The sequence below is a fragment of the Kushneria halocnemicola genome (assembly GCF_965650455.1).
Taxonomy (GTDB): domain Bacteria; phylum Pseudomonadota; class Gammaproteobacteria; order Pseudomonadales; family Halomonadaceae; genus Kushneria.
Genome location: NZ_OZ287968.1, coordinates 2587323 through 2612699 on the forward strand (window position 1 = coordinate 2587323; position 25377 = coordinate 2612699).

The 25377-nt window shown below is 64.0% G+C and carries 22 protein-coding genes; 10 read left to right on the top strand and 12 right to left on the bottom strand.

All coding sequences use genetic code 11. From position 1 onward, the window contains the following. Nucleotides 1–50: 50 nt before the first annotated feature. Nucleotides 51–251 (bottom strand): sulfur carrier protein ThiS, encoded by a 201-nt coding sequence (thiS, locus tag ACS92L_RS11785; protein WP_438765118.1) that lies wholly within the window; start codon nt 249–251, stop codon nt 51–53. Nucleotides 252–308: 57 nt separating this feature from the next. After that, on the bottom strand, nt 309–1790 hold the full coding sequence (locus ACS92L_RS11790) for an alanine/glycine:cation symporter family protein (protein WP_438765119.1): 1482 nt from the start codon (nt 1788–1790) through the stop codon (nt 309–311). A gap of 163 nt (nt 1791–1953) precedes the next feature. Between ACS92L_RS11790 and ACS92L_RS11795 the strand changes: the two genes are divergently transcribed. The 6 genes from ACS92L_RS11795 to ACS92L_RS11820 all read left to right on the top strand — a co-directional run bounded on the left by ACS92L_RS11795 (nt 1954) and on the right by ACS92L_RS11820 (nt 7529). After that, nucleotides 1954–2340 carry a DUF423 domain-containing protein gene (locus ACS92L_RS11795; protein ID WP_438765120.1) on the top strand — a complete coding sequence of 129 codons (387 nt, stop codon included), beginning with the start codon at nt 1954–1956 and terminating at the stop codon, nt 2338–2340. Between the two features lie 50 nt (nt 2341–2390). After that, nucleotides 2391–3389 carry an alpha/beta hydrolase gene (locus ACS92L_RS11800; protein ID WP_438765121.1) on the top strand — a complete coding sequence of 333 codons (999 nt, stop codon included), beginning with the start codon at nt 2391–2393 and terminating at the stop codon, nt 3387–3389. Beyond that, nucleotides 3386–3907: a hypothetical protein gene (locus ACS92L_RS11805; protein WP_438765122.1), complete on the top strand. Its 522-nt coding sequence runs from the start codon at nt 3386–3388 to the stop codon at nt 3905–3907. The genes ACS92L_RS11800 and ACS92L_RS11805 overlap by 4 nt, the downstream gene beginning before the upstream one ends. 52 nt (nt 3908–3959) lie before the next feature. Beyond that, nucleotides 3960–5048 (top strand): aminotransferase class I/II-fold pyridoxal phosphate-dependent enzyme, encoded by a 1089-nt coding sequence (locus ACS92L_RS11810; protein WP_438765123.1) that lies wholly within the window; start codon nt 3960–3962, stop codon nt 5046–5048. 285 nt (nt 5049–5333) lie between these two features. Continuing rightward, on the top strand, nt 5334–6362 hold the full coding sequence (locus ACS92L_RS11815) for a lipopolysaccharide kinase InaA family protein (protein ID WP_438765124.1): 1029 nt from the start codon (nt 5334–5336) through the stop codon (nt 6360–6362). Nucleotides 6363–6446: 84 nt separating this feature from the next. After that, complete coding sequence (locus ACS92L_RS11820; RefSeq protein ID WP_438765125.1) at nt 6447–7529, top strand: sulfite oxidase; 1083 nt, start codon at nt 6447–6449, stop codon at nt 7527–7529. Between the two features lie 42 nt (nt 7530–7571). Here ACS92L_RS11820 and ACS92L_RS11825 read toward each other — a convergent pair whose 3' ends face one another. The 4 genes from ACS92L_RS11825 to treA all read right to left on the bottom strand — a co-directional run bounded on the left by ACS92L_RS11825 (nt 7572) and on the right by treA (nt 12427). Next, nucleotides 7572–8996, bottom strand: coding sequence for an amidase (locus ACS92L_RS11825; RefSeq protein WP_438765126.1), 1425 nt, complete (start codon nt 8994–8996; stop codon nt 7572–7574). Nucleotides 8997–9122: 126 nt separating this feature from the next. Beyond that, a complete protein-coding gene (locus tag ACS92L_RS11830) occupies nt 9123–10010 on the bottom strand; it encodes a carbon-nitrogen hydrolase family protein (RefSeq protein ID WP_438765127.1) in 888 nt (295 codons plus the stop codon). A gap of 58 nt (nt 10011–10068) precedes the next feature. Beyond that, nucleotides 10069–10656, bottom strand: a complete 588-nt coding sequence (locus ACS92L_RS11835; protein ID WP_438765128.1) for a GNAT family N-acetyltransferase — start codon at nt 10654–10656, stop codon at nt 10069–10071. 127 nt (nt 10657–10783) lie between these two features. After that, complete coding sequence (gene treA, locus ACS92L_RS11840) at nt 10784–12427, bottom strand: alpha,alpha-trehalase TreA (protein ID WP_438765129.1); 1644 nt, start codon at nt 12425–12427, stop codon at nt 10784–10786. A 255-nt stretch (nt 12428–12682) separates the two neighbouring features. Here treA and ACS92L_RS11845 point away from each other — a divergent pair, with 255 nt between their 5' ends. Then, nucleotides 12683–13867 (top strand): S-(hydroxymethyl)glutathione dehydrogenase/class III alcohol dehydrogenase, encoded by a 1185-nt coding sequence (locus tag ACS92L_RS11845; protein ID WP_438765130.1) that lies wholly within the window; start codon nt 12683–12685, stop codon nt 13865–13867. A gap of 207 nt (nt 13868–14074) precedes the next feature. Next, nucleotides 14075–14419, top strand: coding sequence for a hypothetical protein (locus ACS92L_RS11850; protein ID WP_438765131.1), 345 nt, complete (start codon nt 14075–14077; stop codon nt 14417–14419). A 34-nt stretch (nt 14420–14453) separates the two neighbouring features. Here ACS92L_RS11850 and ACS92L_RS11855 read toward each other — a convergent pair whose 3' ends face one another. The 5 genes from ACS92L_RS11855 to ACS92L_RS11875 all read right to left on the bottom strand — a co-directional run bounded on the left by ACS92L_RS11855 (nt 14454) and on the right by ACS92L_RS11875 (nt 22213). Next, nucleotides 14454–15959 (bottom strand): YifB family Mg chelatase-like AAA ATPase, encoded by a 1506-nt coding sequence (locus ACS92L_RS11855; protein ID WP_438765133.1) that lies wholly within the window; start codon nt 15957–15959, stop codon nt 14454–14456. A gap of 91 nt (nt 15960–16050) precedes the next feature. Then, entirely contained in the window at nt 16051–17814 is a 1764-nt protein-coding gene (dld, locus tag ACS92L_RS11860) for a D-lactate dehydrogenase (RefSeq protein WP_438765134.1), read from the bottom strand. Between the two features lie 293 nt (nt 17815–18107). Next, on the bottom strand, nt 18108–19223 hold the full coding sequence (locus tag ACS92L_RS11865; protein ID WP_438765135.1) for a metallophosphoesterase: 1116 nt from the start codon (nt 19221–19223) through the stop codon (nt 18108–18110). 190 nt (nt 19224–19413) lie between these two features. Further along, a complete protein-coding gene (locus ACS92L_RS11870; protein ID WP_438765136.1) occupies nt 19414–21402 on the bottom strand; it encodes an OPT family oligopeptide transporter in 1989 nt (662 codons plus the stop codon). A 277-nt stretch (nt 21403–21679) separates the two neighbouring features. Further along, nucleotides 21680–22213: an accessory factor UbiK family protein gene (locus tag ACS92L_RS11875; RefSeq protein ID WP_438765137.1), complete on the bottom strand. Its 534-nt coding sequence runs from the start codon at nt 22211–22213 to the stop codon at nt 21680–21682. A 531-nt stretch (nt 22214–22744) separates the two neighbouring features. On the opposite strand from ACS92L_RS11875, the gene ACS92L_RS11880 reads away from it, so the two are divergent. Both ACS92L_RS11880 and glnK read left to right on the top strand, forming a co-directional pair. Beyond that, nucleotides 22745–23992, top strand: a complete 1248-nt coding sequence (locus ACS92L_RS11880; RefSeq protein ID WP_438765138.1) for an ammonium transporter — start codon at nt 22745–22747, stop codon at nt 23990–23992. 218 nt (nt 23993–24210) lie between these two features. Further along, a complete protein-coding gene (glnK, locus tag ACS92L_RS11885; protein WP_438765139.1) occupies nt 24211–24549 on the top strand; it encodes a P-II family nitrogen regulator in 339 nt (112 codons plus the stop codon). Between the two features lie 67 nt (nt 24550–24616). Here glnK and ACS92L_RS11890 read toward each other — a convergent pair whose 3' ends face one another. Beyond that, nucleotides 24617–25219: an FMN-dependent NADH-azoreductase gene (locus tag ACS92L_RS11890; protein ID WP_438765140.1), complete on the bottom strand. Its 603-nt coding sequence runs from the start codon at nt 25217–25219 to the stop codon at nt 24617–24619. Nucleotides 25220–25377 lie beyond the last annotated feature (158 nt).

Sequence of the window (25377 nt, forward strand, 5' to 3'; positions counted from 1 at the left end):
CTCGAACCCGTTTGACGGGCTCTGATGCGATTGCCTTCGCAGCGGGCGTCTCACCCGCCGCCGATGGCATGAACAATCTCGACGCGATCGCCCTCGTTGAGCGTCGTCGTCGCATGGCGGGTGCGTGGCACGATGGCCTCGTTGACCTCCACGGCGATGCGCCGTCCGGCCAACTCAAGCGTGTCGATCAGGTCGGCCACGCTGCCGACCTGATCAAACCGGCGTGCTTCCCCGTTGATGTAAAGCTGCATGTCATATCCTGCATTGGCATCAGGGAGAGGCATTATAACGTCGGCCCCTGGGCGCTCCTACCGTTTCGCCGCGCCTTCAGGTGACGTCCAGACACCCTTTGCCAGCTGCTCGGGCTTTTTGAGCACGCTCGGATCAAAGACCGGCTCCTTGACGCCGCTGTTGCGCTGGCGCTCGTAGTCTTTCAAAACGCGGATGGCCACCGGCGCCAAAAGCAGCATGGCAATCAGGTTGGTGGTCGCCATCAGTCCCATCGCGAGATCGGCGAAGTTCCACACAAACGTCAGATTGGCCACCGCCCCGATCATCACCATCGCCAGAATCATGATGCGAATGATCGACACTGCCCGGTCGCTGTGGCGCGGGAACAGATACTCGACGTTGACCGCACTGTAGGCAAAGTTGGCCAGAATCGAGGTGAAGGCGAAAAAGAAGATCGCAATGGCGATAAAGATTTCACCGAAGCTGCCCAGGTGATCGACCATCGCCTCCTGAGTCAGGGTGATGCCTTCGATCGACTGGCCCGGCGAGGTGGTCATCAGCGTGTCGTAGACCCCGGAGAGCAGAATCACCACGGCCGTACAGGTACAGATGATCAAAGTGTCGATGACCACACCAAAGGACTGCACCAGCCCCTGCGCGGCAGGATGCTTGACCGTGGCCGTGGCGGCCGCGTTGGGCGCCGAGCCCATGCCGGCCTCGTTGGAGAACAGACCGCGCTTGATGCCGTTTTCCATCGCAATCTTGATGGAGTAGCCGGCCGCCCCGCCGATGGCCGGGCCGAAGCCGAAGGCGCTTTTGACGATCAGCGCCAGCATCTCGGGAACTGCCGTGATGTTGGCAAACAACACGTAGAGCGCGACCAGCAGATAGGCGATCGCCATGATCGGCACGATCTTTTCAGCAGCGCGCGCCACCGAGCGGATACCGCCATAGATGACCAGCGCGGTCAGGGCCACCAGCACGACACCGGTGATCCAGGTGGGCACAGCAAAGGCGCCGTTGACCGCCTGGGCGATGGTGTTGGACTGCGCGCCGCAAAAGGCCAGACCGAAGGCAATGATCAAAAAGATCGCGAACAGACAGCCCATCCAGCGCTGGCCCAGCCCGCGCTCGATGTAATAGGCCGGACCGCCGCGAAAGACGCCGTCCTTGTGCTCGATCTTGTAGACCTGCCCCAGAGTGGATTCGATAAAGGCCGTGGCCAGACCGATAATGGCGGTCATCCACATCCAGAAGATCGCACCGGGGCCGCCCACCCACAGCGCCAGCGCCACGCCGGCCAGGTTACCGGTGCCCACGCGCGCGGCAAGCGAGGTCGCAAAGGCCTGAAAGGCACTGACGCCCTCGCCACTGCCGCGGCTGGTAAAGGTCACGCGGGCCATGTGGCCCAGCAGGCGGAACTGCATGAACCGGGTCGCGACGGTAAAGATGATGCCGGCACCGAGCAGCAGATACACCAGTATGAACGACCAGATGAAACCGCTGATCGGATTCATCACGGCATAGATGGCATTTTCAACAGTAGTGATAAATTCCATGGGAGATCCCCGCCATGCCTCGCAGTGATCGAGGCATTACTCTTATGGTGTGTTATTGATCAGAGCCACCGATCCAGGCGCGCCACCTGGTGGCTCGGGCGCGTGCGTGCGACCATACACGGATTCAGGGGCGAATGCCCGATTCGATAGGAGTATATCCCCCATGCCATCGCGCCTTCTCTGGCTTGTAGCAGCCCTGTCCGGACTGGCGATAGTGGTGCTGGGCGCCTGGGGTGCCCACGGCCTGGCCGACCGGCTGGATGCCGGCGCCCTCAACGCCTGGCACACCGGCGTGCGCTATCAGGCCTGGCATACGCTGGCCTTCATGATGATTCTCGTCTGGCGCGAGAGCGTGGCACTCAGGGGCCAGCGCCTGGTGCTGGCCCTGTGGGGCACGGGCGTGGCACTTTTCAGTGGCTCGCTGTATCTGCTGGCCCTGGGCGGGCCACCGCTACTGGGGCCGGTGACGCCGCTGGGCGGGCTTGTGATGATGGCCGGCTGGGTCATGCTGGGCGTGACGGCCTTGCGCCGCCGCCTTGAGCCCTCATAATGAACTCTGGCTGCGCGACGGGCGTGGCGCGCACGTGAGCGTTTTTGACAATGTCGCTACCCGATTTTTCCGATCTTCTGGAGGCCGGCCCGCTGGCTCCCCTGTCCCTGCCGCCCACCGGCGTGATGGATGAGTATTTTCGCCATTACGCCCTGGACGATCTGATCGCGCAGGCCGGTGAGATCGAGTCGGGCCACATACAGGTCAACGAGTTTTACCTCTGGACGCAGGTCTGGACGCCGCGAAACAGGCCACTCCGCGGTACGGTCGTGGTGGTTCACGGCTATTTTGACCATCTGGGCCTTTACGGCCACCTGCTGCGCCTGCTGCTCGATGCAGGCTTTCGCGTGGTGCTCTGGGACCTGCCGGGGCACGGCCTGTCCAGCGGCGAGCGCGCCGCCATCGACGACTTTGCCACCTACATCCAGTGCCTGCGCGCCCTGCTCGCCCGGCTCGAGGCGAAAGACCTCCTGCAGCATCCGCTGATCGGCATCGGCCAGAGCACCGGTGCCGCCATTCTCACCACCGATGCGCTGGAGCGTCCCGGCCGTCACCCCTGGCAGTCGCTGGTGTTGCTGGCCCCGCTGGTACGCCCCTGCAAGTGGCGACGTTCTCATCTGATGCATCGACTGGCGACCCCCTTTATTCGCAGCATCCCGCGCCACTATCGCCCCAATACGACCAATCTGGCCTTTTCCGCCTTTTTGCGCCACGAGGATCCGCTGCAGGCTGACACCCTGCCACTGGTCTGGGTCGGGGCCATGCGCGACTGGATGACCCATGTTCGCCGGCTGCCGCCCAGCGATCTGCCAACGCTGATCCTGCAGGGCGAGCAGGATGCCACCGTGGACTGGCGCTGGAATCTCGCGGTGCTGCGTCGGCTGCTGCCGGCGGCGCAAATCATCTATTATCAAAAGGCCCGACACCATCTGGTCAACGAATCCACGGCTATCCGCCAGACCCTTTTCAGGGATCTGCATCACTTTCTGGCCACACGGACCGAAGGCTCATGCCTGACCACTGCCGACACGCCCGAGGCGCCGTCATGATGCGACAGGCCTTTATCGTGCTGCTGACACTTGTGATGACAGGCTGCGCCGGCCAGGACGGCGACCCATCGCGCCATCGCACACCGCTTGAAAACCTGGGGCAGGCCGCCGCGACCGAGGTTCTCCGGGAGCCGCCCTGGCAGGATGACCCGCAGGGCCGCGTTCTGCTTGTCACACCGGTACAGGCCGATGCCGACTTCGGCGAGCAGGCCGACGCCCGCTTCAACGACGCCCTGACGCGACGCCTGCTCAGCGCCCGGCACGGCCCACAGGTGCTGTCCGTGACCGAGGCCCCGGCCCGGAGTGACGCCCCTGCCAATCAGTGGCGCCTGTCGTCCCATCTAAAAGCCCCGGTGGGCGCCATCACGCTGTCGGATCGAAGGCTTTATCCCTACGCGCTGACAGTGACCCTCCAGCGCGGCGACAGTGACGACATCTGGTGGCAAAAGGAGATCGACGGCGCCTTCGACGAGCTGGGCCTGCCGCTATCAAAAGCGGCCGTGACCCCGGCGCCCTGATCTCTCTGCATTGACCCGGTCACCATTCATTCATGACGTGGAGTGTGTTTTCGTGCGTGCATCTCATCTTGATCGCGAAGGGCCGGACAACCCCTTCCCGGGGCGGCAGGCACTGGAGCGGCGCCTGGACCGGGCGCTGCCTCACCAGCTGGGCTCCAATGAAGGTCTGGACATGCCGCATCAGGCGCTGACCGAGGCGCTGGGGGCCCCGGTGGCCGAGCTGGCACGCGCCTATGGTGATGCCCAGGCGTTTGAACTGCGACAGCGGCTGGCCAGACACCTGATGGCCTCTCCGGACGCCCTGCTGGTGGATGCCGGTGCCGACAGCCTGATCGCGCTGACCCTGCGCGCATTGTGCGATACCGGCACAACCGTGATCACCAGCGCCGGTACCTATCCCACCTTTCGCTACTTCGCCGAGGGCCACGGCTGTCGGCTGGTCGAGGTCGCCTATCACCGGGCCCCCGGCATTCTGGCCCCGGATGTGGACGCCCTGGTGCAGGCCGCCTGGCTGCACCACGCACGGCTGGTGTATCTGGCCAATCCGGACAACCCCAGCGGCCACTGTTTGTCGGATGCCGATATCGCGCAGCTCGTCGCCAACCTGCCGCCAACGTGCCATCTCCTGCTGGATGAGGCCTATCACGAGTTTCGCCCGGCCCCGGGCGACAGCGCCCCCATGGCCGGCGTGGTGCGACTTCGCACCTTCTCCAAGGCGCACGGGCTGGCCGGTCTGCGCATCGGCTACGCCATCGCCCCGCCCGAGCTGCTCGCGGTGATGTACAAGGTGCGCATTCATTACGCCGTATCCTCCGTGGCGCTGGCCGCCGCCGAAGTGGTACTGGCCCATATCGATGAGGTCGAGGAACATGTTCAGGCCGTAATCGAGCGGCGCGAGCGGCTGGCAGTACAGCTGCTTCAACGCGGCGCCGAGGTGCTGCCTTCGGCCACCAACTTTGTAACCCTTCGCATGGCGGATGCCGAGCAGGCCCTTAAGGCGCAGAAAGCGCTGCTGGCAGACGGCGTCATCGTTCATCGCCCGCCGCATCCGGCCCTTGCCGACATCCTGCGGATCTCGGCCGTCGAAAACGCTCTGGCCTCTGACCGCCTCACCGCGCTCGAAAACGTTCTTCAGCGCTGACAGCCCTTCTTTGACGGCCCTTCTCTCATGACATCCTGCTGATTCTGGAGGCGGGATGTCTCCGCCCGTGCCCTGCCTCATTGCCTCGGCGCGATGTCGGGTCGACCTTGTGGCATTGCCTGCTACCATTTAATTGTTAAGTTTGTGTTAAAAGCTTCTGGACATAAGCGAACAGCGTTCTTATATTGCAGAAAAGGTTTAGCCTGTTAACGAATCGTGATGTCAATGCCGTGACACAGTGCTTGATCCCATCGCCTGCCCAGGATCTGTACCGGTACTTCGATCATGAATATCTCCGAGCGCCAGCGCCGCCGTGGACGACCCGACGTCCTCCAGCGCTACTTTCACGGCCCCGTCTGCTTTTCCGGCTCCCCCTGGCAGTGGTGGCTGGCCGACGACCCGCGCGCGTACGAAGCGGCGCAGCGCATGGATCAGCACCTGCGCGGCCAAAAGAACAGCAGCGTCACGACCCTGCGCGAGCGCAAGGGCCGCAGCATCTTTCGCATTCAGGCAGCCCCGGGCGATTTCTTTGCCAAGGAGATTGCCCTGCCATCACTGCGAAAGCGTTTCGGTGCCCTGCTGGGGGTGCAAAACCGGCTCTTTGGCCATGACCACGGCAGCGCCGAAGTCGACAACACCCTGACGCTCAACGAGCGCACCGGTCAGGGCCTTGACGTTCTGTGTCTGGGCGAGCTCCTTCGCGGCGGCATACCCGACCACCAGCTTTTGATTCAGCCCTGGCTTGAGGGCTGGATCAATCTGGGCGAGGCCTTCAGCGCGGCCGACAGCCACCAGCGCCGCTCGCTTTTGCAGCGCCTTGAGGAGCTGCTGCGCGATTTTCATCACGCCCGCATCTGTCATCTGGATATCAACATCGGCAACCTGATGGTCTCCACCGAGGACCCGCAGGCCCCACTGCGCGCCATCGACTGCGCGCGGATGACCACGCAAGTGACCCAGCCGGCGATCTCCACGGCGCTGCAGCTCGGCAAGATGCTGCGCGAACTCTACGGCCGCAGCGAGGCGGACTTCGCTGCCCTCTACGCCCAGGCGCGCGCCATGCAGTGCCGCATTGCCGGCGAGGAAGGCGTTAATGATGCCACCGACACCCTGCTGGCCCTGTCGCTGCGCTATCGCCTGAGCAAGAACCTGTCCCGTCGCCGGCTGGTCACCGCCACCACCGTTAATATCGACGGACCTGCGCTGGAACAGCGTGTGCGCGCCTCCCACAAAAATGCCGACATGCCTGCCATCGTCTGGAATGATGATCATCCGGCCATGGCGGATGAAGAGCCGATCTATTCCAACCACTAGAGCAACCGGTCGGGCATGACCTGTCGCTAAAAGCCGCTACGCTCAAGAGAGTCGTCCTTCACGGTCTGTCTGGAGCGTTGTGTCATGAGCTATCACCCCGGCATTTTCAAACCCCTGCCTGCCGAATATTTCCGCCACCCTGAAGAAGGGGGCGCCACCAACGTCGAAACGCGACTGTCGCGGCTGCCCGGCTACCTCACCCCCGTTCATCAATTCTTCGTGCGCAGCCATTTTGATATTCCCGAAGTGGACGCCACCGACTGGCAACTGACGCTCACCGGGGACGCCCTGTCGCGTGAACAGTCACTGAGCCTGACCGATCTCGAACGCCTGCCACGCATCAGCGTCACTCGCGCCATCGAGTGTGCCGGCAACGCGCGTGCCTTCTTTGCCCGTGACTTCGGCAAGGCGGCCGAAGGTGCCCAGTGGGGACTGGGCGCTGTGGGCGTGGCCGAGTGGAGCGGCGTGCGCCTGCGTGACGTGCTGGCCCTGGCAGGTCTTGAGGAAGGCGCCTTTCATGTGCTGCCCGAGGGGCTCGACAGCGGCCGCTTCGCCCGGCCGCTGCCGATTGACAAGGCACTGGCCGACGACACAATCATCGCGCTTGCCATGAACGGCGAACCGCTGCCGATCGACCACGGCTTCCCGGCGCGCCTGGTCGTCTCCGGATGGCTGGGCGCGGCCAGCGTCAAGTGGCTGGGCCGCATCGAGGTCTCGCGCCAGGCGCGCAACACGTACTGGAACACGAAGGACTACACCCTGGCCGGCCCCGACTATCCGGCCGAAGGCGAGGCAGACGGCGTACCCATCACCACCATGCCGGTCATGAGTCTGGTGGATCTGGACGACGACGCCCGACTTCCTGCTGGGAAGACGATGCTGCGCGGGCGGGCGCTGTCGGGCGAGGGGCAGATCACCGATATCGAGTGCCGCCTTGACGACGGCGACTGGCAGGAAGCCACCCTTCACACCCCCAACATCGCCGGCGCCTGGGTCTGCTGGTCACTGACCTGCGAACTTAACGCCGGCCGCCATCTCCTGCAGGTGCGCGCGCGTGATGACCGCGGTCATGAACAGCCGGAGCGCATGGTGTGGAACGATCACGGCTGTCTCTATAACGCCGTGACGCGCGTGGCGTTTCATGCCGGTGGCAGTGCTGAAGACTGATCAAACGCCCCATGGCGGGGCGTTCATTGATGTACTTCTGTCTCAGGGCCGGCTTTCATTGAGCCTTTCGGGAAAACGTGGCGGAAAGGCATTCATGTACGCCCGGCAGGCGCGCAGCACCCGGGCGTCCTCGAAGCGGGCGCCGACGATCTGAAGGCCGATCGGCAGCCCGGCGGCGGTAAAGCCACAGGGCACGGAGGCCGCGGGCTGCTGGGTCAGGTTGAACGGATAGGAAAACGGCGTCCACTCCATCCAGTCGCGCATGCCGCTACCCGGCGGCACCTCGTGGCCGACCTCGAAAGCTGCGATGGGCACGCTGGGGGTGAGGATCAGGTCATAGCTGTCTAGAAAGTGATCCATGTGGCGGTTGAGCCGGGTGCGCATCGTCTGGGCGCGCAAAAGATCCACGGCCGAGAAGGCGCGTCCCCATTCGGCAATTTCGGCAAGCCCTGGGTCGAGCAGTTCCTTTTGCTGCGGGGTCATGTCGGCCACCTGCGTGGCCGAGGCCGACGCCCAGAGAATGCGATAGGTCTCCAGCGAGCTTTCCACTTCCGGTTCGATGCGTTCGACCTGCGCGCCGAGTTTTTCCAGACGATGGGCGGCGTGGCCCACGCAGTGAGAAATCTCGTCGTCGCGAACGGCGGTGCCCAGCGCCGGGCAAAAGGCCACCTTCAGCCCGTCCAGACGCCCTGTCTCATCACACTGCTCGCCCCAGTCCGCGGGCTGTCCCGGCACCGAGAAGTAGTCATGGCCGTGGAAGCGCCCGATGACGTTGAGCATGGCGATGGCGTCATCCACCGTGCGGGTGATCGGGCCGATGTGGGACAGCGAGGCCATGGTGCTCGGCGGCCACTGCGGCACCCAGCCAAAGGTCGACTTGAAGCCGAACACGCCCGTAAAGGCGGCCGGTATGCGAATCGAGCCGCCGCTGTCGCCGCCCTGATGCAGCACGCCCATGTTGAGCGCTGCGGCCACCGCCGCGCCACCGGAGGAGCCGCCGGGCGTTAAATCGGTGTTCCAGGGGTTGCGGGTAATGCCGGTCACGCGGCTGTCGGTGGTGGCCTTCCAGCCGAACTCCGGCGTGGTGGTCTTGCCCAGCAGTACGGCGCCAGCCTGGCGTAAAAACTGCGCCGGCGGGCCGTCGTGATCGCAGATGTCATCACCGGTTGTCAGCGACCCATCGCGCACCGGCATGCCGGCCACTTCGGAAAGATCCTTCATCGAGGCGGGAACGCCATCGATCGGCCCCAGCGGCTCACCGCGCTGCCAGCGTGCTTCGCTGTCGCGGGCCGCCGCCAGCGCCCCGTCGTGGTCCACGTGGCAAAAGGCATTGACCTCACCGTTGAAGCGCTCGATGCGCGCAAGCGCTGCGCGGGTGACCTCGACCGGCGAGGCCTGTCCCGATGCATAAAGCGCGCGCAGCGTGCGAGCGTCGCACAATCCGATGTCCGTTGGCCTCTCCTGCATGTCTCTCTCCCGGTCACGGCCCGCCATAGAGTGGTACCGGCACATCATCAGCGGGCCTGTCGATGATGGCCGGTGGCCTCCAGGGCCAGTGCCGCCCCCGACGTCATGATGGATGCCGGGGCGGCATCACTTGTCGATGATATACATGCGCTCGGGGTCAAACTGCTCCGGCCAGTCGCGACGCAGCAGCACCTGACCGTCCTCGCGCAGCGCGGCAATGGCGGAGAGATCCAGCTCCACGTGCAGCCACGAGCTGCGATCGATGGTGATGTTTTCACTCTGCGCCACCACACCGCTGGCCGGCATGCCGATATCGGCCGGTACGTAGAGCCCGGCGCGGCCGTAGTTGTAGTCCAGCGCCTGCGACCAGGCCGCCTCGCCCACCGTCGGCGACACCGCCACGGCGATCTGGTTTTCCAGCGCGCGAGCCCGCGCGCCTGTGCGCACCCGGTAATAGCCGGATTCGGTATCGGTACAGCTTGGCGAGACGATCAGGTCCACGCCCTGCTCGGCGAGCAGCCGCGCGGCCATGGGAAACTCGTTGTCATAGCAGATCAGGATGCCGAGTTTGCCAAATGCGGTATCAAACACCTGTAGGCCACTGCCGCCCTCGATGCCCCAGTGCTCGCGCTCGAAACGGGTCATGATCAGCTTGTCCTGAGTGCCGATCAGGCCATCGGGGCCAAAAAGCCATGCCCGATTGCGATAGACGCCGTCGTCATCACGCACCGGGGCGCTGCCCGGCACCAGATAAATCCCGAAACGCTTTGCCAGCGCCTCGCACTGCTCAAGCCAGGCCGGCAACATGGGCTGTAGCGCCTCGATGGAGGCGTGCAGGTCACCACGTACTTCGGGCGGCATCTGGCCGGTCATGACCAGGCTTGCATACTCCGGCATCACCAGAAGCTGGGCGCCGCGGCGGGCCGCCTGCTCGATGAGCGACTCCAGATGCGCCTGATAGTCGTATGAGTCTTCAAACAGCTCGATGGCGTACTGACACAGGGCCAGGTGCATGGGCACTCCTTGATAAAAGGGAAAGTCAGAAACCGGCGCCGAAGCGCCGGGCATTGCGTCAGTCGAGCGTCTTGAGCCAGAAGCGCAGGGTCTTGTGATCCGGTACCAAAGCGTCGATATCCTGCCACTCGTAGCGGGCGTAAAGCTCAGGTTTTGGCGTGTAGCCGCGCTTGCGCCAGAAGCTATCCAGCGGCTGGTAATTCGCCGGGCGCAGCGGATGATCGACAGGGCGCTCTACCGCACAGAAGGCTGTATGACGCACGCCGGGAAGCCGGCGCGCATGGGCTTCGCGCGCCTCGAAAAAGCGTACGCCCAGCCCCTGGCCGCGGCACTCGGGCAAAAGGATCGACTCACCGAAATAGCACACGGTTTCGACAGCGATGCCCTGCTCAACGAAAGGGCGCTTGAACGCCTCGTCTTCATGGGCCAGCGGCAGTGCCGTGCTCATGCCCACGACCTGCTCACCGTCGAGCACCAGGACACAGAGGCTGTCATCGCTTTGCGCGTAGGTCTCCAGATAGTCACGCTCGTAGGCCAGCGTGCCGTCATAGAGATAGGGGAACTCACGAAAGACCCGGATGCGCAGCGCCGCCAGCTCGTCGAGCCACTGGCGGATCTGCGCGCCCTGAAGAGAGATCAGCTGCATCAACGCGTCTCCGCACCATATCAACGAACCGCTCAGGATAGCCTACCGGCGGCGGTGATGCTGCCCCGAACCGGCGCCTGTGCACAGGTGCCGGAGGGCAAACGGGTGTGGATAACGCAGCCGCGGTTCAGGGCGTGCGGACACTGCCCGGGTAGCGCGCCATCAGATCGAGCAGCACGCCGTTGGTCCAGCCGAAGCCGTCGACCACCTCATACTCGCCGCCGCCGCCCACACCGGGGTTTTCCACGTTGTACTTCTCGACCAGCTTGCCGGTCTCGTCATACACACGCTGATTGGTGTCGATCCACCGCCGGGCGATGGTCTCGGCCAACTGCGTCTGGCCGTAACGGGTCAGGCCATCCACCGCCAGCCACTGCAGCGGCGCCCAGCCGTTGGGGGCGTCCCACTGCTCGCCGGTGTGGCGATTGGTGGTGACCATGCCACCCGGGCGCAGCAGTTCACGCTCGATGGCACTGGCGGTGGCTCTGGCACGGGGCCGGTCGGCCACCTCAAAGGCGAGCGGATAAACCATGGCCGCGGAAACCACCTGACTCAGGCGCTGATGGCGCCAGTCATAGTCGGTATAAAGCCCCCGGTCGGCATCCCAGAACACTCGATTGATCGCGTCACGACGAATCTCGGCGCGCTGCTCGAACTGCTCGGCGCGGTCGCGGTTGCCCTCGAGCTGCCAGGCATACGCCAGCGTCTCCTCCAGATGGAACAGCAGCGCATTAAGATCTACCGGAACGAAATCGCGGGTGGCAATGGTGGCCTGCTGACTGCCGTCCGCCATCCAGCGCGAACTGAAATCCCAGCCGCTCTCCGCCGCGGCGCGCAGATCGCCATAGACCTCCGCGGCCGGGCGATCAGACGCCTCCTGCGCCAGCGCGATTTCGCCGGCATAAGACTCCGGCCGCGGCGTGTTTTCGCTGCCGTGGTAGCGGTTGAGCAGCGTGCCGTCCTCGAGTCTGACCACATGCTCGCTGGCCTGTCCCAGTGCCAGAGAGTCACCGCCGCGCATCCAGTAGTCATACTCGCGCGAAAGCTGGGGCAGATAGCGTTGATAGACCTCATCGCCGTCATGTTCGGCCAGCAGCTCCACCATCGAGGCAAAAAACGGCGGCTGGCTGCGGGTCAGGAAATAGGTGCGGGTACCGTTGGGAATAAAGCCGTACTGATCGATCAGCCAGGCGAAGTTGTCCACCATGTCACGGACCAGGTCAAACCGGTCGCTGTGGGCCAGCCCCAGCATGGTGAAGTAGCTGTCCCAGTAGAACATCTCGTTAAAGCGCCCGCCCGGCACCACGTAGCGATGCGGCAACACCACCAGGCTGCTCCACCGGCCTTCATCGGTGGCCGCCGGGTCGCGGGTCAGGTAAGGCCAGAGGTTTTTGATGTGCTCATCGATCGGCGTGCCGGCCGCCTCGGACAGGCGTGATTCGTTCTCGGGCGGCTCGTCGAAGCTGGCCTTCACAAAGTCTTCAAGCGCTGCCCGGGAGAGCGGCCCATCAGCGGTACGCGTTTGGTAGTCCGCAACGATCAGACCCGGATCACGCCGCGGGATCAGATCCACCACCGATTTTTCGTCCTCGTACAGACCGGCCTCGGCGATGGCCACCATCACCGGCCCCCAGGCGCGCTCCGGCGACTGCGCCGCGGTTTTGGGGTCACTGCTGATGGCGCCACTGCCCGCACAGCCGGCCAGTGCCCATGTCAGCACCAGCCCCGTCACAAGGCGACGCATCGCGTTATTTAATGGCGTTCCCTGCATGATGACTCTCCCGTCCCTGTTGGCTGGCGACCCGGCAATGCTTCGATGGCGCCGGCGTTCATATTAGCGCAGCCCCATTAAAGCGCGACCCGCCATTGGGCGTAGCGTGGCTGCCTCGTGACAGCCGCCGGAAAACGAATTGCGCATCTTATTGTTATGTTATAACGTTTTATTTAACGGCCGGTACATGACCGTTGCCCTCAACCACAAGCTTCAAGGGCCCGAATGGCCCTGCCATCCTTTCCGGAGGTTTTCATGAAAACGCGTGCCGCCATTGCCTGGGAACCAAACCGAGCGCTGGAGATCGAGGAGATCGATCTGGAAGGCCCGAAGGCGGGCGAAGTGCTGGTGCGTATCGTCACCACCAGCCTGTGCCATACCGACATGTTCACGCTCTCCGGTCGCGACCCCGAAGGGCTTTTTCCCTGCGTGCTCGGCCATGAGGGCGTAGGGATCGTCGAGGAGATCGGCCGCGGCGTGACCTCGGTCAAACCCGGCGATCACATCATCCCGCTCTATACGCCGGAAGACCCCGACTGCCCCTACATCCAGTCGGGTCGAACCAACCTGTGCCAGACGATCCGCAAGACCCAGGGGCAGGGCCTGATGCCCGACGGCACCAGCCGCTTTTCTTACAAGGGCAAGACGATTCGCCACTACATGGGCACCAGCACCTTCAGCGAATACACCGTGCTGCCGGAGATCGCAGTGGCGAAAATCAATCCGGAAGCGCCGCTGGCAAAGGCCTGTGTGATGGGCTGCGCGGTGCCCACTGGCATTGGGGCCGTGCGCAACACCGCGAAGGTACGCCCCGGCGACACCGTGGCGATCTTCGGTCTCGGCGCGGTCGGCATGGCGGTGATTCAGGGCGCGAAGCTGCAGGGCGCCGGGCGGATCATCGGCATCGACGTTAATCCGGCCAAGTTCGCACTGGCCGAGTCGCTGGGCGCCACCGAGTGCCTCGACCCGAACGACCACCCCGAGCCGCTGCACGAGGTGATCATCGACATGACCAACGGCGGCGTGGAGTTTTCGTTCGAGTGCGTGGGCAATGTCACCCTGATGCGCGCCGCGCTCGAGTGCTGCCACAAGGGCTGGGGCGAGAGCATCATCATTGGCGTGGCCGGTGCCGGCGAGGAGATTGCAACGCGACCCTTTCAGCTGGTGACCGGGCGCGTCTGGAAAGGCTCCGCCTTCGGCGGGGTGCTGGGCCGCTCGGAACTGCCGGGCATGGTCGATGAATGGCTCTCCGGGCGCTTCGATGTCGATCCCTACATCACCCACAACATGACGCACGATCAGCTCAATACGGCGTTCGACCTGCTCCGTCGCGGCGAGGCGATCCGCTCGGTCATCCACTATCAGCCCCAACAGACCATGACCGGCCCCCTCCCCGGCATCACCCTGAATGAGCCGATCAAGGCGCCGGAACCGGCCTGACCCACAGCGCCCATCAACCGAAACCGCCCCACAGGGACAGTGGGGCGGTTTTTTTATGCCGGTCTTTTTTGAACATGAACGCCCCGCGACCGGCCAGACGCCATGTAAAGTTATGTATACAAGCCGCCGATAACAGCAAAGAGCCCGGTACGACCGGTCTCAGGACGAGCACGCTTTATCACCCAGGCCAGACACACGAGGCTGACCATGAAAACCCTATGGGCCGGTGCCCTTTTGCTGATGACATCGTTTAACGCCATGGCACAGGGCTATATCAGTGACGAGTTCAACACCCCCGGCAGCCAGGCGGTGGCGATCTACACCTGCGCGGTCACCGGCGCCGAAAAGGGGTTTGAACCCGCGGCCTTCGACATCCTGCGATCGGCCTTCAGCCAGCAGGGTGCCAACATGAAAAGTCGCCAGGCCGCCAATCTCGAGGCGGATGCCTACCGCTGGTATGAACACGAGCAGGGCCACTTCGACTTCAGCAGCTACTGGCACGGCCAGTGCGCGCCGGTGTTTGACCGCATGGAACGCGCCATCAACGCCTGACCTTTTTGAATATCGGGGCAGGCGATGCTTTTGCCTACACGCCTCGCCCCATCATCCGATCCAGCTGGCGATAGCCGATCGCCTCCATCAATGCGCCCTTCTCGACGCTCTCCTCACCGTTTAAATCCGCAATGGTTCGCGCGACCTTGAGCACCCGGTGATAGGCCCGCGCCGAGAGATTGAGCCGCGCCAGCACGCCGGAGAGCCAGGCCCGTTCGTCCTCGCCCAGCGCACAGGCGGTTTCCAGTTCGCTGGTGGAGAGATGGGCGTTGAGCCCGCCGCGGGCGTATTGCACCTTGCGCGCCGCCATCACGCGCTCGCGCACGGTCGCGGAATTCTCGCCCTGGGTGTTGGCGGTGAGCTGTTCGGCGGGCAGCGCCGGCACTTCAATCTGTAGATCGATGCGATCGAGCAGCGGCCCGGAAAGGCGCGCCTGATAGCGCTGAATCTGGTTGGGGGTGCAGCTGCACTGCTGGCGCGGATCACCGAGATGGCCGCAGGGGCACGGGTTCATGGCAGCCACGAGCTGAAAGCGGGCCGGGTATTCACGCTGGTGGCTGGCGCGGGCGATGTGCACGCGCCCGGATTCGAGCGGTTCGCGCATGGCTTCCAGCACCTTGCGGTCGAACTCCGGCAGCTCATCAAGAAACAGCACGCCCTGATGGGCCAGCGAGATTTCGCCGGGGCGGGGTTTTGAACCGCCACCCACCAGTGCGGCGGGGCTGGCGCCGTGATGCGGAGCGCGAAACGGGCGCTGGCCCCAGCGCTCGAGGATATCGAGCCCGCAGACCGAGCGAATCGCCGCCACTTCCAGACATTCACTCTCGGTCAGCGGCGGCAGAATACCCGCCAGACGACTGGCGAGCATGGTCTTGCCGGTGCCGGGCGGGCCGGCGAACAAGAGATTGTGACCACCCGCCGCGGCGACTTCCAGCGCCCGACGCGCCTGATGCTGGCCGCGCACGTCACACAGATCCGCCGCGGCCAGCGTCGCGGCCGGCGGCGCCTCCAGCTGATGCGGCGTGATGCGGCGCTCGCCGGTGAGGTGCGCCACCACCTCCAGGATATTCGATACCGGCAGCACTTCCAGCTCTCCCGCCAGTGCCGCTTCATCGGCGTTGGCGGCGGGCAGCAGCAGCTGACGCCCGGCCTCGGCCACCGCCAGTGCCGCCGGCAGTACCCCGGTCACCGCGCGCAGCTGGCCGTCAAGCGCCAGCTCGCCCACGCATTCCAGCTTGCCGACGGCCTCCTGAGGGATCTGCCCGGAGGCAACCAGAATGCCCAGCGCAATCGGCAGGTCAAAGCGCCCGCCCTCCTTGGGCAGATCAGCCGGGGCCAGATTAAGCGTGATGCGCTTGGCGGGAAACTCGAAGCCGGCGTTGATCAGCGCGCTGCGCACCCGCTCGCGGCTCTCCTTCACTGCCGCTTCCGGCAGCCCCACAATCGCCAGCCCCGGCAGGCCGTTGGAGAGATGCACCTCAACGACGACTTCCGGGGCCGCCAGCCCGACGCTGGCACGGGTGGGGATGATCGCAAGCATGCAGGGCTCCAGACAGGAAAATCGACACGCCGCCGAGCGCGGCATGCATTAGACATTCCTTTAGCATCGGCCATGCCGGCGATGACTTTAGTCAGGAGGACGCGGTCTCGGTCGCCCCGTGCTCGCCCCAGCGGCGCTGCTTGCTGGTCTGACCGATGCCGGGATTGAAGCAGTTGCAGGGGTCGAGCTGCTGATAGAAATCACGCAGGGCCGGCTTGGCCTTATAGAGATGGCCCACGTTGTGTTCGGCCGGGTATTCGGCGCCGCGGGCGTCCAGCAGTGCCCACATGCGGTGTTCGAGCGCCAGACAGTCGGTGCCCTTTCTGACGATGTAGTCCTGATGCATCACGTGGCAGAAGAAGTGGCCGTAGTAGAGCTTGTGGATCATCGGCGCGTCCACGTCATCCGGCAGCACTTCCAGCCAGTCCCGCTCGTTTCGCTTTAACGCCACGTCGAGCGCGACGATGTCCTCGACCTCGTCGTCATGGATGATGCGATAACGCCCGGCGGCGCCGGCCGCGGCAAAACGGTGCAGAAAGGCCTTTTTGCCCTCCTCATCGCTGCACTCGAAATACTTGCCCTCGCGCGTGGCGAAGTGTTCATCGAGCAGCGCCCGGGTGCGCGCGACGTTCTCCTCGCCGACCTTGAGCAGCAGATGGTGCTCGAAGCGGTCGCGATACTCATTCATGCGCGCTGGCAGATGATCAGGAAAGAGCCGGCCGATTGTTTGCAGTACGCGGTCGGTGACGTAGTCGGGCAGAAAACGTAGCCGGTTACAAAAATCGTCGATGCGGTTCTTGCGATCCCACAGCGCCGGCAGGCGATGGGTGCCAAAGTATTGAATGGTGAGAAAGGTGTCCTTGCCGTAGTGCTTTGCGATGTCGTAGGCATCGCGATGCATGTACTCGCCGGCAATCGGCAGCGTCTCGAAGTCAGCGAGAATCTGCCGGCGCAGCTCGGTCAGCTCGGCAGGCGCGTTGGTGCCGATGTAGAACACCTTCGGGTTTTTCTCCTGCTCGAAGGTGTCCAGGCGCAGGGCAAACACCATCAGACGCCCGGCCGAACCGGCCGCTTCATGCAGCCGGCGCGGGTCGGCATTAAAGCGCGCCGGGGTGTCGGCCTCGATATCGCGTACGTGGCGGTGGTAGTCCGGGTCGGACGCTGCGGCGTCGCTTTTGTCGATGTCAGCATCGCGGTAGTCACCGCGCTGCAGTCGCTCAAGCACGGTCTCGGGGTCATCGCCGAGTCGCACGCCCAGATGATTGACCAGCTCGAGCTCACCTGTCTCGTTCATGCGCGCATAGAGCGCCATCTCGGTGTAGGCCGGCCCGCGCTTGATCAGTGAGCCGCCGGAGTTGTTGCACACGCCGCCAAACACCGAGGCGCCGATGCACGAGGAGCCGATCACCGAGTGCGGCTCGCGCCCCATGGGCGAGAGCGTCTTTTCCAGCTGATCAAGCGTCGCTCCGGGCAGGCAGATGACCTGGCGGCCCTCATCGATGGGCTGGATGATGTTCATGCGCAGCGTGCTGACAATCACGATCTCGCGGTCGTAGTCATCGCCGTCCGGGGTCGAGCCGCCGGTCAGGCCGGTATTGGCCGCCTGGGTGATCACGATGCGATCGGTTGCCATGCAGGCCTTCAGAATCTGCCACTGCTCCAGTAGCGTGCCCGGGCGCACCACCGCCAGTGCCCGGCCGGTGCCAAAACGAAAGCCGGTGCGATAGCGCCTCGTCGAGAGCTCGTCACTGAGCACGTCATCCCGCCCCACGATCTCTTCAAGCCGGGCGATAAAGCCTTCTCGCTCGGGGCTGTCGGCGGGCTGCATTTCAAGGGTCTGGTACCAGGTCGTCATGACAATCACTCTCCGCAACATCGCCCCGTCGAGGCGGCCATCGGCCGCCTCGCGGAGCTGAATCATCAACGTGTTTCCGGCAGGTCGGCAACCGCACGCCATGAGCCGGGCATCGATGCCTTGAAAAGCGGCGGGAATATCGGCCAACCGGGCGGGCTGGCCTGTCATGCGGGTGTCGGCGCTACATCAGACGATCATTGTGAAACCGATACCGCCCCATTGCCAGCGCTGAGCGGCGTTATGCCAATCACATGACCCGCCACCGGATCGAGGCGTGGCGGGTCGATGCGGGCTTATCGGGCATGCAGGGTAATGCGGGTCAGCTCCGAGGGCCTGCCCAGACGCAGCGCAAAGCCCATCCACAGCGCCGTGCCGTTGCTGACGTAGAGCGTCATGCCATCGACGTCGTAGCGCCCGGAGACGAAACCGTTGTTGGCGCGTGCCACGATCTGATCCATGCCGACAATCATGCCGCCATGGGTATGGCCGGAGAGCTGCAGCGCCACGCCTTCGCCGGCCGCCTCGCGGGCGTTTTTGGGCTGGTGATCGAGCAAAATGATCGGCACCCCGGAAGGCACGCCCTCGATGGCCGCCGCCACGTCGGGGCCGGGCAGGCCGCGGCTGGTGCCGGCCGGGTCGTTGACGCCGGCCACGGCCATACGCGCACCGTCACGCTCGATCAGGGCGTGGGCGTTGGACAGCCGGGTCATACCCAGTGAGACGTAGTGCTGCATCCACTGCTCGTAGCCGAAATAGTATTCGTGGTTGCCGGGGCTGACGAAGACGCCATCGCGCGCGCGAAGCCCGGCCAGCGGGGCGACATCGTCACGGCGGTTGTCCAGCGTGCCGTCCATCAGATCGCCGGTGATCAAAATGGCGTCGGCATCCAGCGTGTTGGTGCGCTCGACCACGGCGCGGGTCCAGGTCTCGGGGAACAGCCCGCTGATGTGCAGATCGGTGAGATGGACGATCCGGTAGCCCTCGAACTGCGGGGCCAGCCCGGGAATGGCGATCTCGACGTCCTTGACCGGCGGCACGCGCGCGGCCTGCTGCACGCCCACAATGCCAAGCCCCAGTGCCGCCACCGCGATGACGTAGCGCGCCGCGTCCGGCGCGGCCAGGCGCTGCTGTTTGATCAGCATGGCAAGAAGCATCACCAGATCCAGCAGCAGCTGAAAAACGGCCAGCAGAATCAGCGCCCCGAACAGGGCGTTGGCCACCATCGACAGGGGCCGGGGGATCTCGGGCGAGAAGATCGAGCCCGTGACCCAGCGGCTGATCAGGTGCTGCTCGGCCACGACCAGCAGCACCAGTGCCAGCGCCAGCTTGATCCAAAGCGGCGCCGTCAGCGGCAAAAGATAGCGAAGAACAACAACGCACCAGGGCAGGGCAGCCATCAGATGAAACATGTTTCAGAACTCTTGTGATCGGACACGGCCCACAAAGGATAGCGGACGAACGAACGCCGCATGATCCAGAAGTCTCATGACACTGTCCTGACGCAATAAGGCTGCGATAAGCAAACCGCCAGCAGGGGCCCGGTCACATGACAGCGCCGCGCGTTGCACGACGCAGCGCTGCCATGACCGCCGCCGGCGATTACGACCGCGCCGCCATGATGCGCCGATAAAAGGCCACACAGACCGCAGCGAAAACGACCAGACCCAGCCACCGAGCGATGGATGCAAAGTCGCTGCCGACCAGCGCCAGCGGCGCCTCGCTGCCGGTAAAGCCGATTACGCCGGCCATCAACACACCCATCAGGCTTTCCCCCACGATCAGCCCGGAGGAGAGCAGCACGCCGCGCTGCTGCACGCGCTCGCGCGTTGAGGCATCAGCACCGCTCAGGCGACTGGCCACACACCACGACAGCACCGCGCCGATCACCAGCGGCATGTTCACGCTCGGCGGCAGATAGATGCCCAGCCCCACCGCCAGCACCGGCAGACGGGCCACGCCGCCACGGCGGCGCAGCAGCTCATCCACCCCGATCAACACCACGCCCAGCGCCACGCCGATCAGCAGCATGTGGGTATTAAGGTCACGATTGAAGATGCCGCTGGCGATCTGCGACATCAGCGTGGCCTGCGGCGCGGCGAGCGCCTGGGCGGGGTCCATGCCCTCGCGCGGCAGGGCGCCGGTAAAGCCGTAGGCGTTGTATAAAAGCGTCAGCACCGGCGGAATGATCAGCGCGCCCACCACACAGCCGATGATCAGCACCAGCTGCTGACGCCAGGGCGTGGCACCGACCAGATAGCCGGTTTTCAGATCCTGCAGGTTGTCGTTGGAGATGGCGGCAATGGCCAGAATCACCGAGGTGGTAAACAGCGCCAGGCCCACGGCGAGCTGACCGCCGGCGGCACCGGCGATGTCGGTGCTGATGCCGGAAAGCGCCAGAATCAGAAGCGAAACCAGAATCACCGCGATGATACCGATCCCCGAGATGGGACTGCTGGAGGAACCCACCAGACCGGCCATGTAGCCACAAGCCGCCGCGATCAAAAAGCCGAAGACAAAGGCAAAGAGCACGCAGCCGATAATCAGCGACCAGAAGGCCATTGAGGAAAGCCCCGGCGCGTTGTCCTGAATGAACACGGCAAAAACGGCCACCAGCGCGACCAGCAACACCCCGGCCAGGCTCAGAATCCACACACCCGGTAGGTCCCGGTCGGTACGCTCGACGTCGCTTTTGTCCGGCCGGGCAGACGAGGCCAGCGCGTGCTTGAGTCCCTGAACCAGCGACTTTGACAGCGTCGCCAGCGTCCAGAGCGCGGCAATGGCGATGGTGCCCGCCCCCATGAAGCGCACCTCGCTGGACCACAGCGACATGCCCAGCTCGCTCAGCGACTGTCCCGGCGCCTGGGCAGTGGTCAGGGTCAGCCAGGGCACCGCCACGCCCCAGGCGATCACCAGCCCGGTCAACAGCGCCATGCCACCGACGATCCCGACCAGATAGCCCGCCCCGACCAGCGCCAGCGAAAAGCCGGTCGAGAGCTGAAAGGCGGCGCGCCCGGCGCTGAACCACAGACTGATGCTGTCGGCGAGCAGGCGAAAACCGCTGGCCAGCAGCGTAAAGAGTGCGGCGACCATGCCGCCCAGAGCGATGTCCCCGGCGCCGGTCCCCCGGCCCGTTTCAGACGGGCCCTCGCCGACTTTCAGTATCTCGGCGGCGGCCACGCCTTCCGGGTAGGGCAGCGTGCTTTGCACCACCATGACCCGGCGCAGCGGAATGGTGTAGAGCACGCCCAAGATGCCGCCGATGGCGCAGATCGAAAACGCCTGCCAGAACGGGAAGCCGGCCCAGAAGCCGATCATCAAAAGCCCGGGCAGCACGAAGATGATCGCCGAGAGCGTGCCGGCTGCCGAAGCCTGGGTCTGCACCATGTTGTTTTCGAGAATATTGGCGTTGCGGCAGTAGCGCAGCACCGCCATGGAGATGACGGCCGCCGGGATCGAGGAGGCAAAGGTCAGCCCGACCTTGAGGCCGAGATAGACGTTGGAGGCGGTAAACACCACGGTAATCAGTGCGCCCAGCACGATGCCGCGCAGGGTCAGTTCGGGCAGGGCCTGCCCGCGAGGGTGAGACATAAAAACCACTCCTGATGCGTACGCGCCCCGTCGCCGGGTACCCCTGCGGGTCACCTTCACGACCGCTGGCACGCACCATGACGATGCCCGAGAAGCTGTCACGGGCCTTAAGATGTGTCGTGGGGGAGGGTTTTACTTCATTTGCGGGCGGCGCGTCGAGCCCCGGCGTGCATACGACGCCAGCGCAGGCCGTCCTTTGCTCTGATCGAGACAGCGCTACCGGATACAACAGCACCGCCGGGTGGCGGTGCTGGAAAATCGTGCTGGCCGGGGGAGATCAGTCCGCCGTGCCCTGCCCGCTTTGATCATCACTCCCGGAGGCGCGCTTGCCGCTGCCTCGGGTGGGCTTGCCGGCAGGCTTTGAGGCCGCCGCGCCGGATGCGGCCTTGCCGGCACCGGTCGTCGATGTGTCGGTAGCGGTGGCGGTTGAATCAACTGCCGCGGCCGGCGCGTCATGCTCACCGGCCAGACGATCGGCCTCGGCGGCGGCGGCAGTGTCTGCCCCACCGGGGGCGGCGGCCGCGCTCATCTCGGAGGGCGTGGCGCCGGCGGCGGGTGTGCCGTCACGCTCGTCGAGCGCGGCTTCGAGCCGGGTGACCTGCTTTTCAAGCGCTTCGACACGCGAACGGGTGCGCTGAAGCACCTCCATCATGACATCGAAGTCCTCGCGCGAGACCAGCTCCATGCGATCAAAGGCGCTGCGCATGGCGCTTTGCACCGTGCGCTGAATCTCTTCAGGCCCGCGGGAGACGTCCTGCAGCCGCTCGCCGACCTGCTGCGCCAGTCGTCCAAAAATATCGTGCTTTGCCATGTCTGCCCTTCCTCTAATTGTCTGCGTTCCCGAAATGAGAGGGTCGGCCGCACCGCACCCGAGTATGCATGCCGACAATACCTGCCTACAGGATACGCAACATGACGGCGAAACGCCTAAAAACCGCAACGCACCAAAAGCGGGCAACCCGGCACGCCCTGCCGGCCATTTTAGTGCAGCACGCCGCCGACTCTGCGCAATGATGGTGCTTGCATGATCTCACCGACCGCCCAAAACCTTTCTAATCATCTGTTTTTAAAGAATTCCCGTAACGATGGCACATTGCCTGCCACATAACAAAAGGCGTCGGTCAGCCTTGTCAGGAAGACACCCCATGACACGCATCACGACCATGACAAGACCCTCAGGGACGGGTGACGTGCACGACGCCCTGACCGATTACGGCGTTCAGGGGAACAGCCACCGGATCGGTGATGGGAAGCCTTTCATGACATCGTCTGATGTCATTTGTATTCGTACCGGCGCGTGGCACTGACGCCGTCCAGACCCCGGCTGCAAGGATATAAACACATGAACGAACTTGTAGAAGTGCAGTATGCACTTGATACCTTTTATTTTTTGATCTGCGGCGCGCTGGTGCTGTGGATGGCCGCCGGCTTCTCGATGCTTGAGGCCGGTCTGGTCCGGGCCAAGAACACCACCGAGATTCTGACCAAGAACATGGCGCTGTTTGCCATTGCCTGCACCATGTACATGCTCATCGGCTATCACATTGTCTATCTCGGCGATGGCGGCAGCATCCTGCCCGACTTCGGCTTTCTGATCGGTGCCGAAAACAGCGCCGATGGCGTGCTCTCAAGCGGCGGCGACACCTATTACGCTGCGCGCTCGGACTTTTTCTTTCAGGTCGTGTTTGTGGCCACCGCCATGTCGATCGTCTCCGGGGCCGTGGCCGAGCGCATGAAGCTCTGGTCCTTTCTGTTGTTTGCCGTGTTCATGACCGGTCTGATCTATCCGGTTCAGGCCTACTGGTCCTGGGGCGGCGGTTTTCTTTCCGAGGCCGGCTTCAGCGATTACGCCGGCTCCGGCATCGTGCACCTGTGTGGCGCTGCCGCCGCGCTTGCCGGCGTGCTGGTGCTGGGCCCCCGCAAGGGCAAATACGGCAAAAACGGTGCCATTAACGCCATCCCCGGTGCCAACATGCCGCTGGCAACGCTGGGCACGTTTATCCTGTGGCTGGGCTGGCTTGGCTTTAACGGCGGCTCGGAGCTCAAGCTCTCCGACATCAGCAGTGCCAATGCTGTCGCTCAGGTCTTTGCCAACACCAATGCCGCGGCCAGCGGCGGCGTGATCGCGGCGCTGATTCTGGCCCGGCTGTGGTTTCGCAAGGCCGATCTCACCATGGGCCTTAACGGCGCGCTGGCAGGCCTTGTGGCCATTACGGCCGGCCCGTCGGCCCCGGGTATTCTGGCCGCCACCCTGATCGGCGCCGTCGGCGGTGTACTGGTGGTGTTTGCCATCGTGGCGCTGGACAAGCTGCGCATCGATGACCCGGCCGGCGCCATTTCAGTGCACGGTGTGGTCGGCATCTGGGGGCTTCTGGCCGTGCCGCTGACCGATGGGGATGCAGGCTTTGGTGCCCAGCTTCTGGGCATGGCGGTCATTTTCATCTGGACTTTCGGGGCAAGCCTTGCCGTGTGGCTGGTCATCAAGGCCGTCATGGGCGTGCGCGTCAGCGAAGAAGAAGAGTATGAAGGCGTGGATGTCGCTGAATGCGGTCTTGAGGCCTATCCTGAGTTCACCGGCGGCAAGCGCTAGGAGATTGTCCGTTTGATCCGCCTCGTTTCGGGCACCCGGCGAGGGTGCCCTTTTCATGTACCGGACAGGGCGTATCACCCGGGCATTGATGCCGACATGCCGCGACACCTGAAACCTGGTGGCAATCATGTTTTTTCAACCGGTAAGCGGCACTGTATGCTTTAACCACAGGGCAGCGGCCCTACTCATTCCATGACGATCAGGTGAGGACACGAAAGATGAAACTGGTATCTGCCATCATCAAACCCTTCAAGCTCGACGACGTACGCGAGTCCCTCTCCGAGGTTGGCGTTCAGGGGATTACCGTGACGGAAGTCAAGGGATTCGGTCGTCAGAAAGGCCACACCGAGCTCTATCGCGGTGCCGAGTACGTGGTCGACTTCCTGCCCAAGGTCAAGATCGAGGTGGCCGTCGACGATGGCATGGTCGATCAGATCATCGAGGCCATTACCTCGGTGGCCAACACCGGCAAGATCGGTGACGGCAAGATCTTTGTCGCCCCGCTTGAACAGGTCATCCGTATCCGTACCGGCGAAACCGGTCAGGACGCGGTCTGAGCCACTGCACGGCCCGGACATGAAAAAACCCGCCGATCGGCGGGTTTTTTTGTGACCCAAGCCACACCTACAGCGACAGCGCGTCGATCTCGGCGCGGGCGGAAGACTGCGCGGTACTGACCGCCTCTTCGCCCATGCCCAGGCCTTCGGCGTAGACAAACTCGATGTCGGTCATGCCCAGAAACCCCAGGAAGGTGCGCAGATAGGGTGTGACCAGATCGTGGTCGGTGTCACGATGCAACCCGCCACGCGTGGTCAGTACGATCACGCGCTTGCCGGTGATAAAGCCTTCCGGACCCTGCGCGGTGTAGCGAAAGGTGACACCGGCACGGGCCACGAAATCACACCAGGTCTTGAGCTGGGTCGGAATGTTGAAGTTATACATCGGCGCGGTGATCACGATGGTGTCGTGGTCCCTGAGCTCCTCGACCAGCGTGTCCGACAATGCCAGCGCGTCCTGCTGGGCCGGGGTCGGCTCGGCCACGCTGCCACGCAGGGCGGCCATCAGCTCGGCGTCCAGTACCTCAACCGGCGTGGCGGCCAGGTCGCGAACGGTAACGCTGCCGGCGCCGTGGCGACTTTCGAAACGATCACCCAGATAGTCCGCCAGCTGGCTGGACTGGGAGTGTTCACCGAGGATGCTGGATTTGAGAATCAGTGCTTTCGACATGACGGGGTCCTGAACAGATGGCGCTGAAACAGCGAATGGCGTGACTCTACAGGCCCATCAAATCGATTGTGAAGCGCAATAATTGCCATTTTGCATTCGTTTCTATCGAATGCTGCCGGCCGTGCGTCGCCTTCAGATCATAAAAGGCGCCGGACACG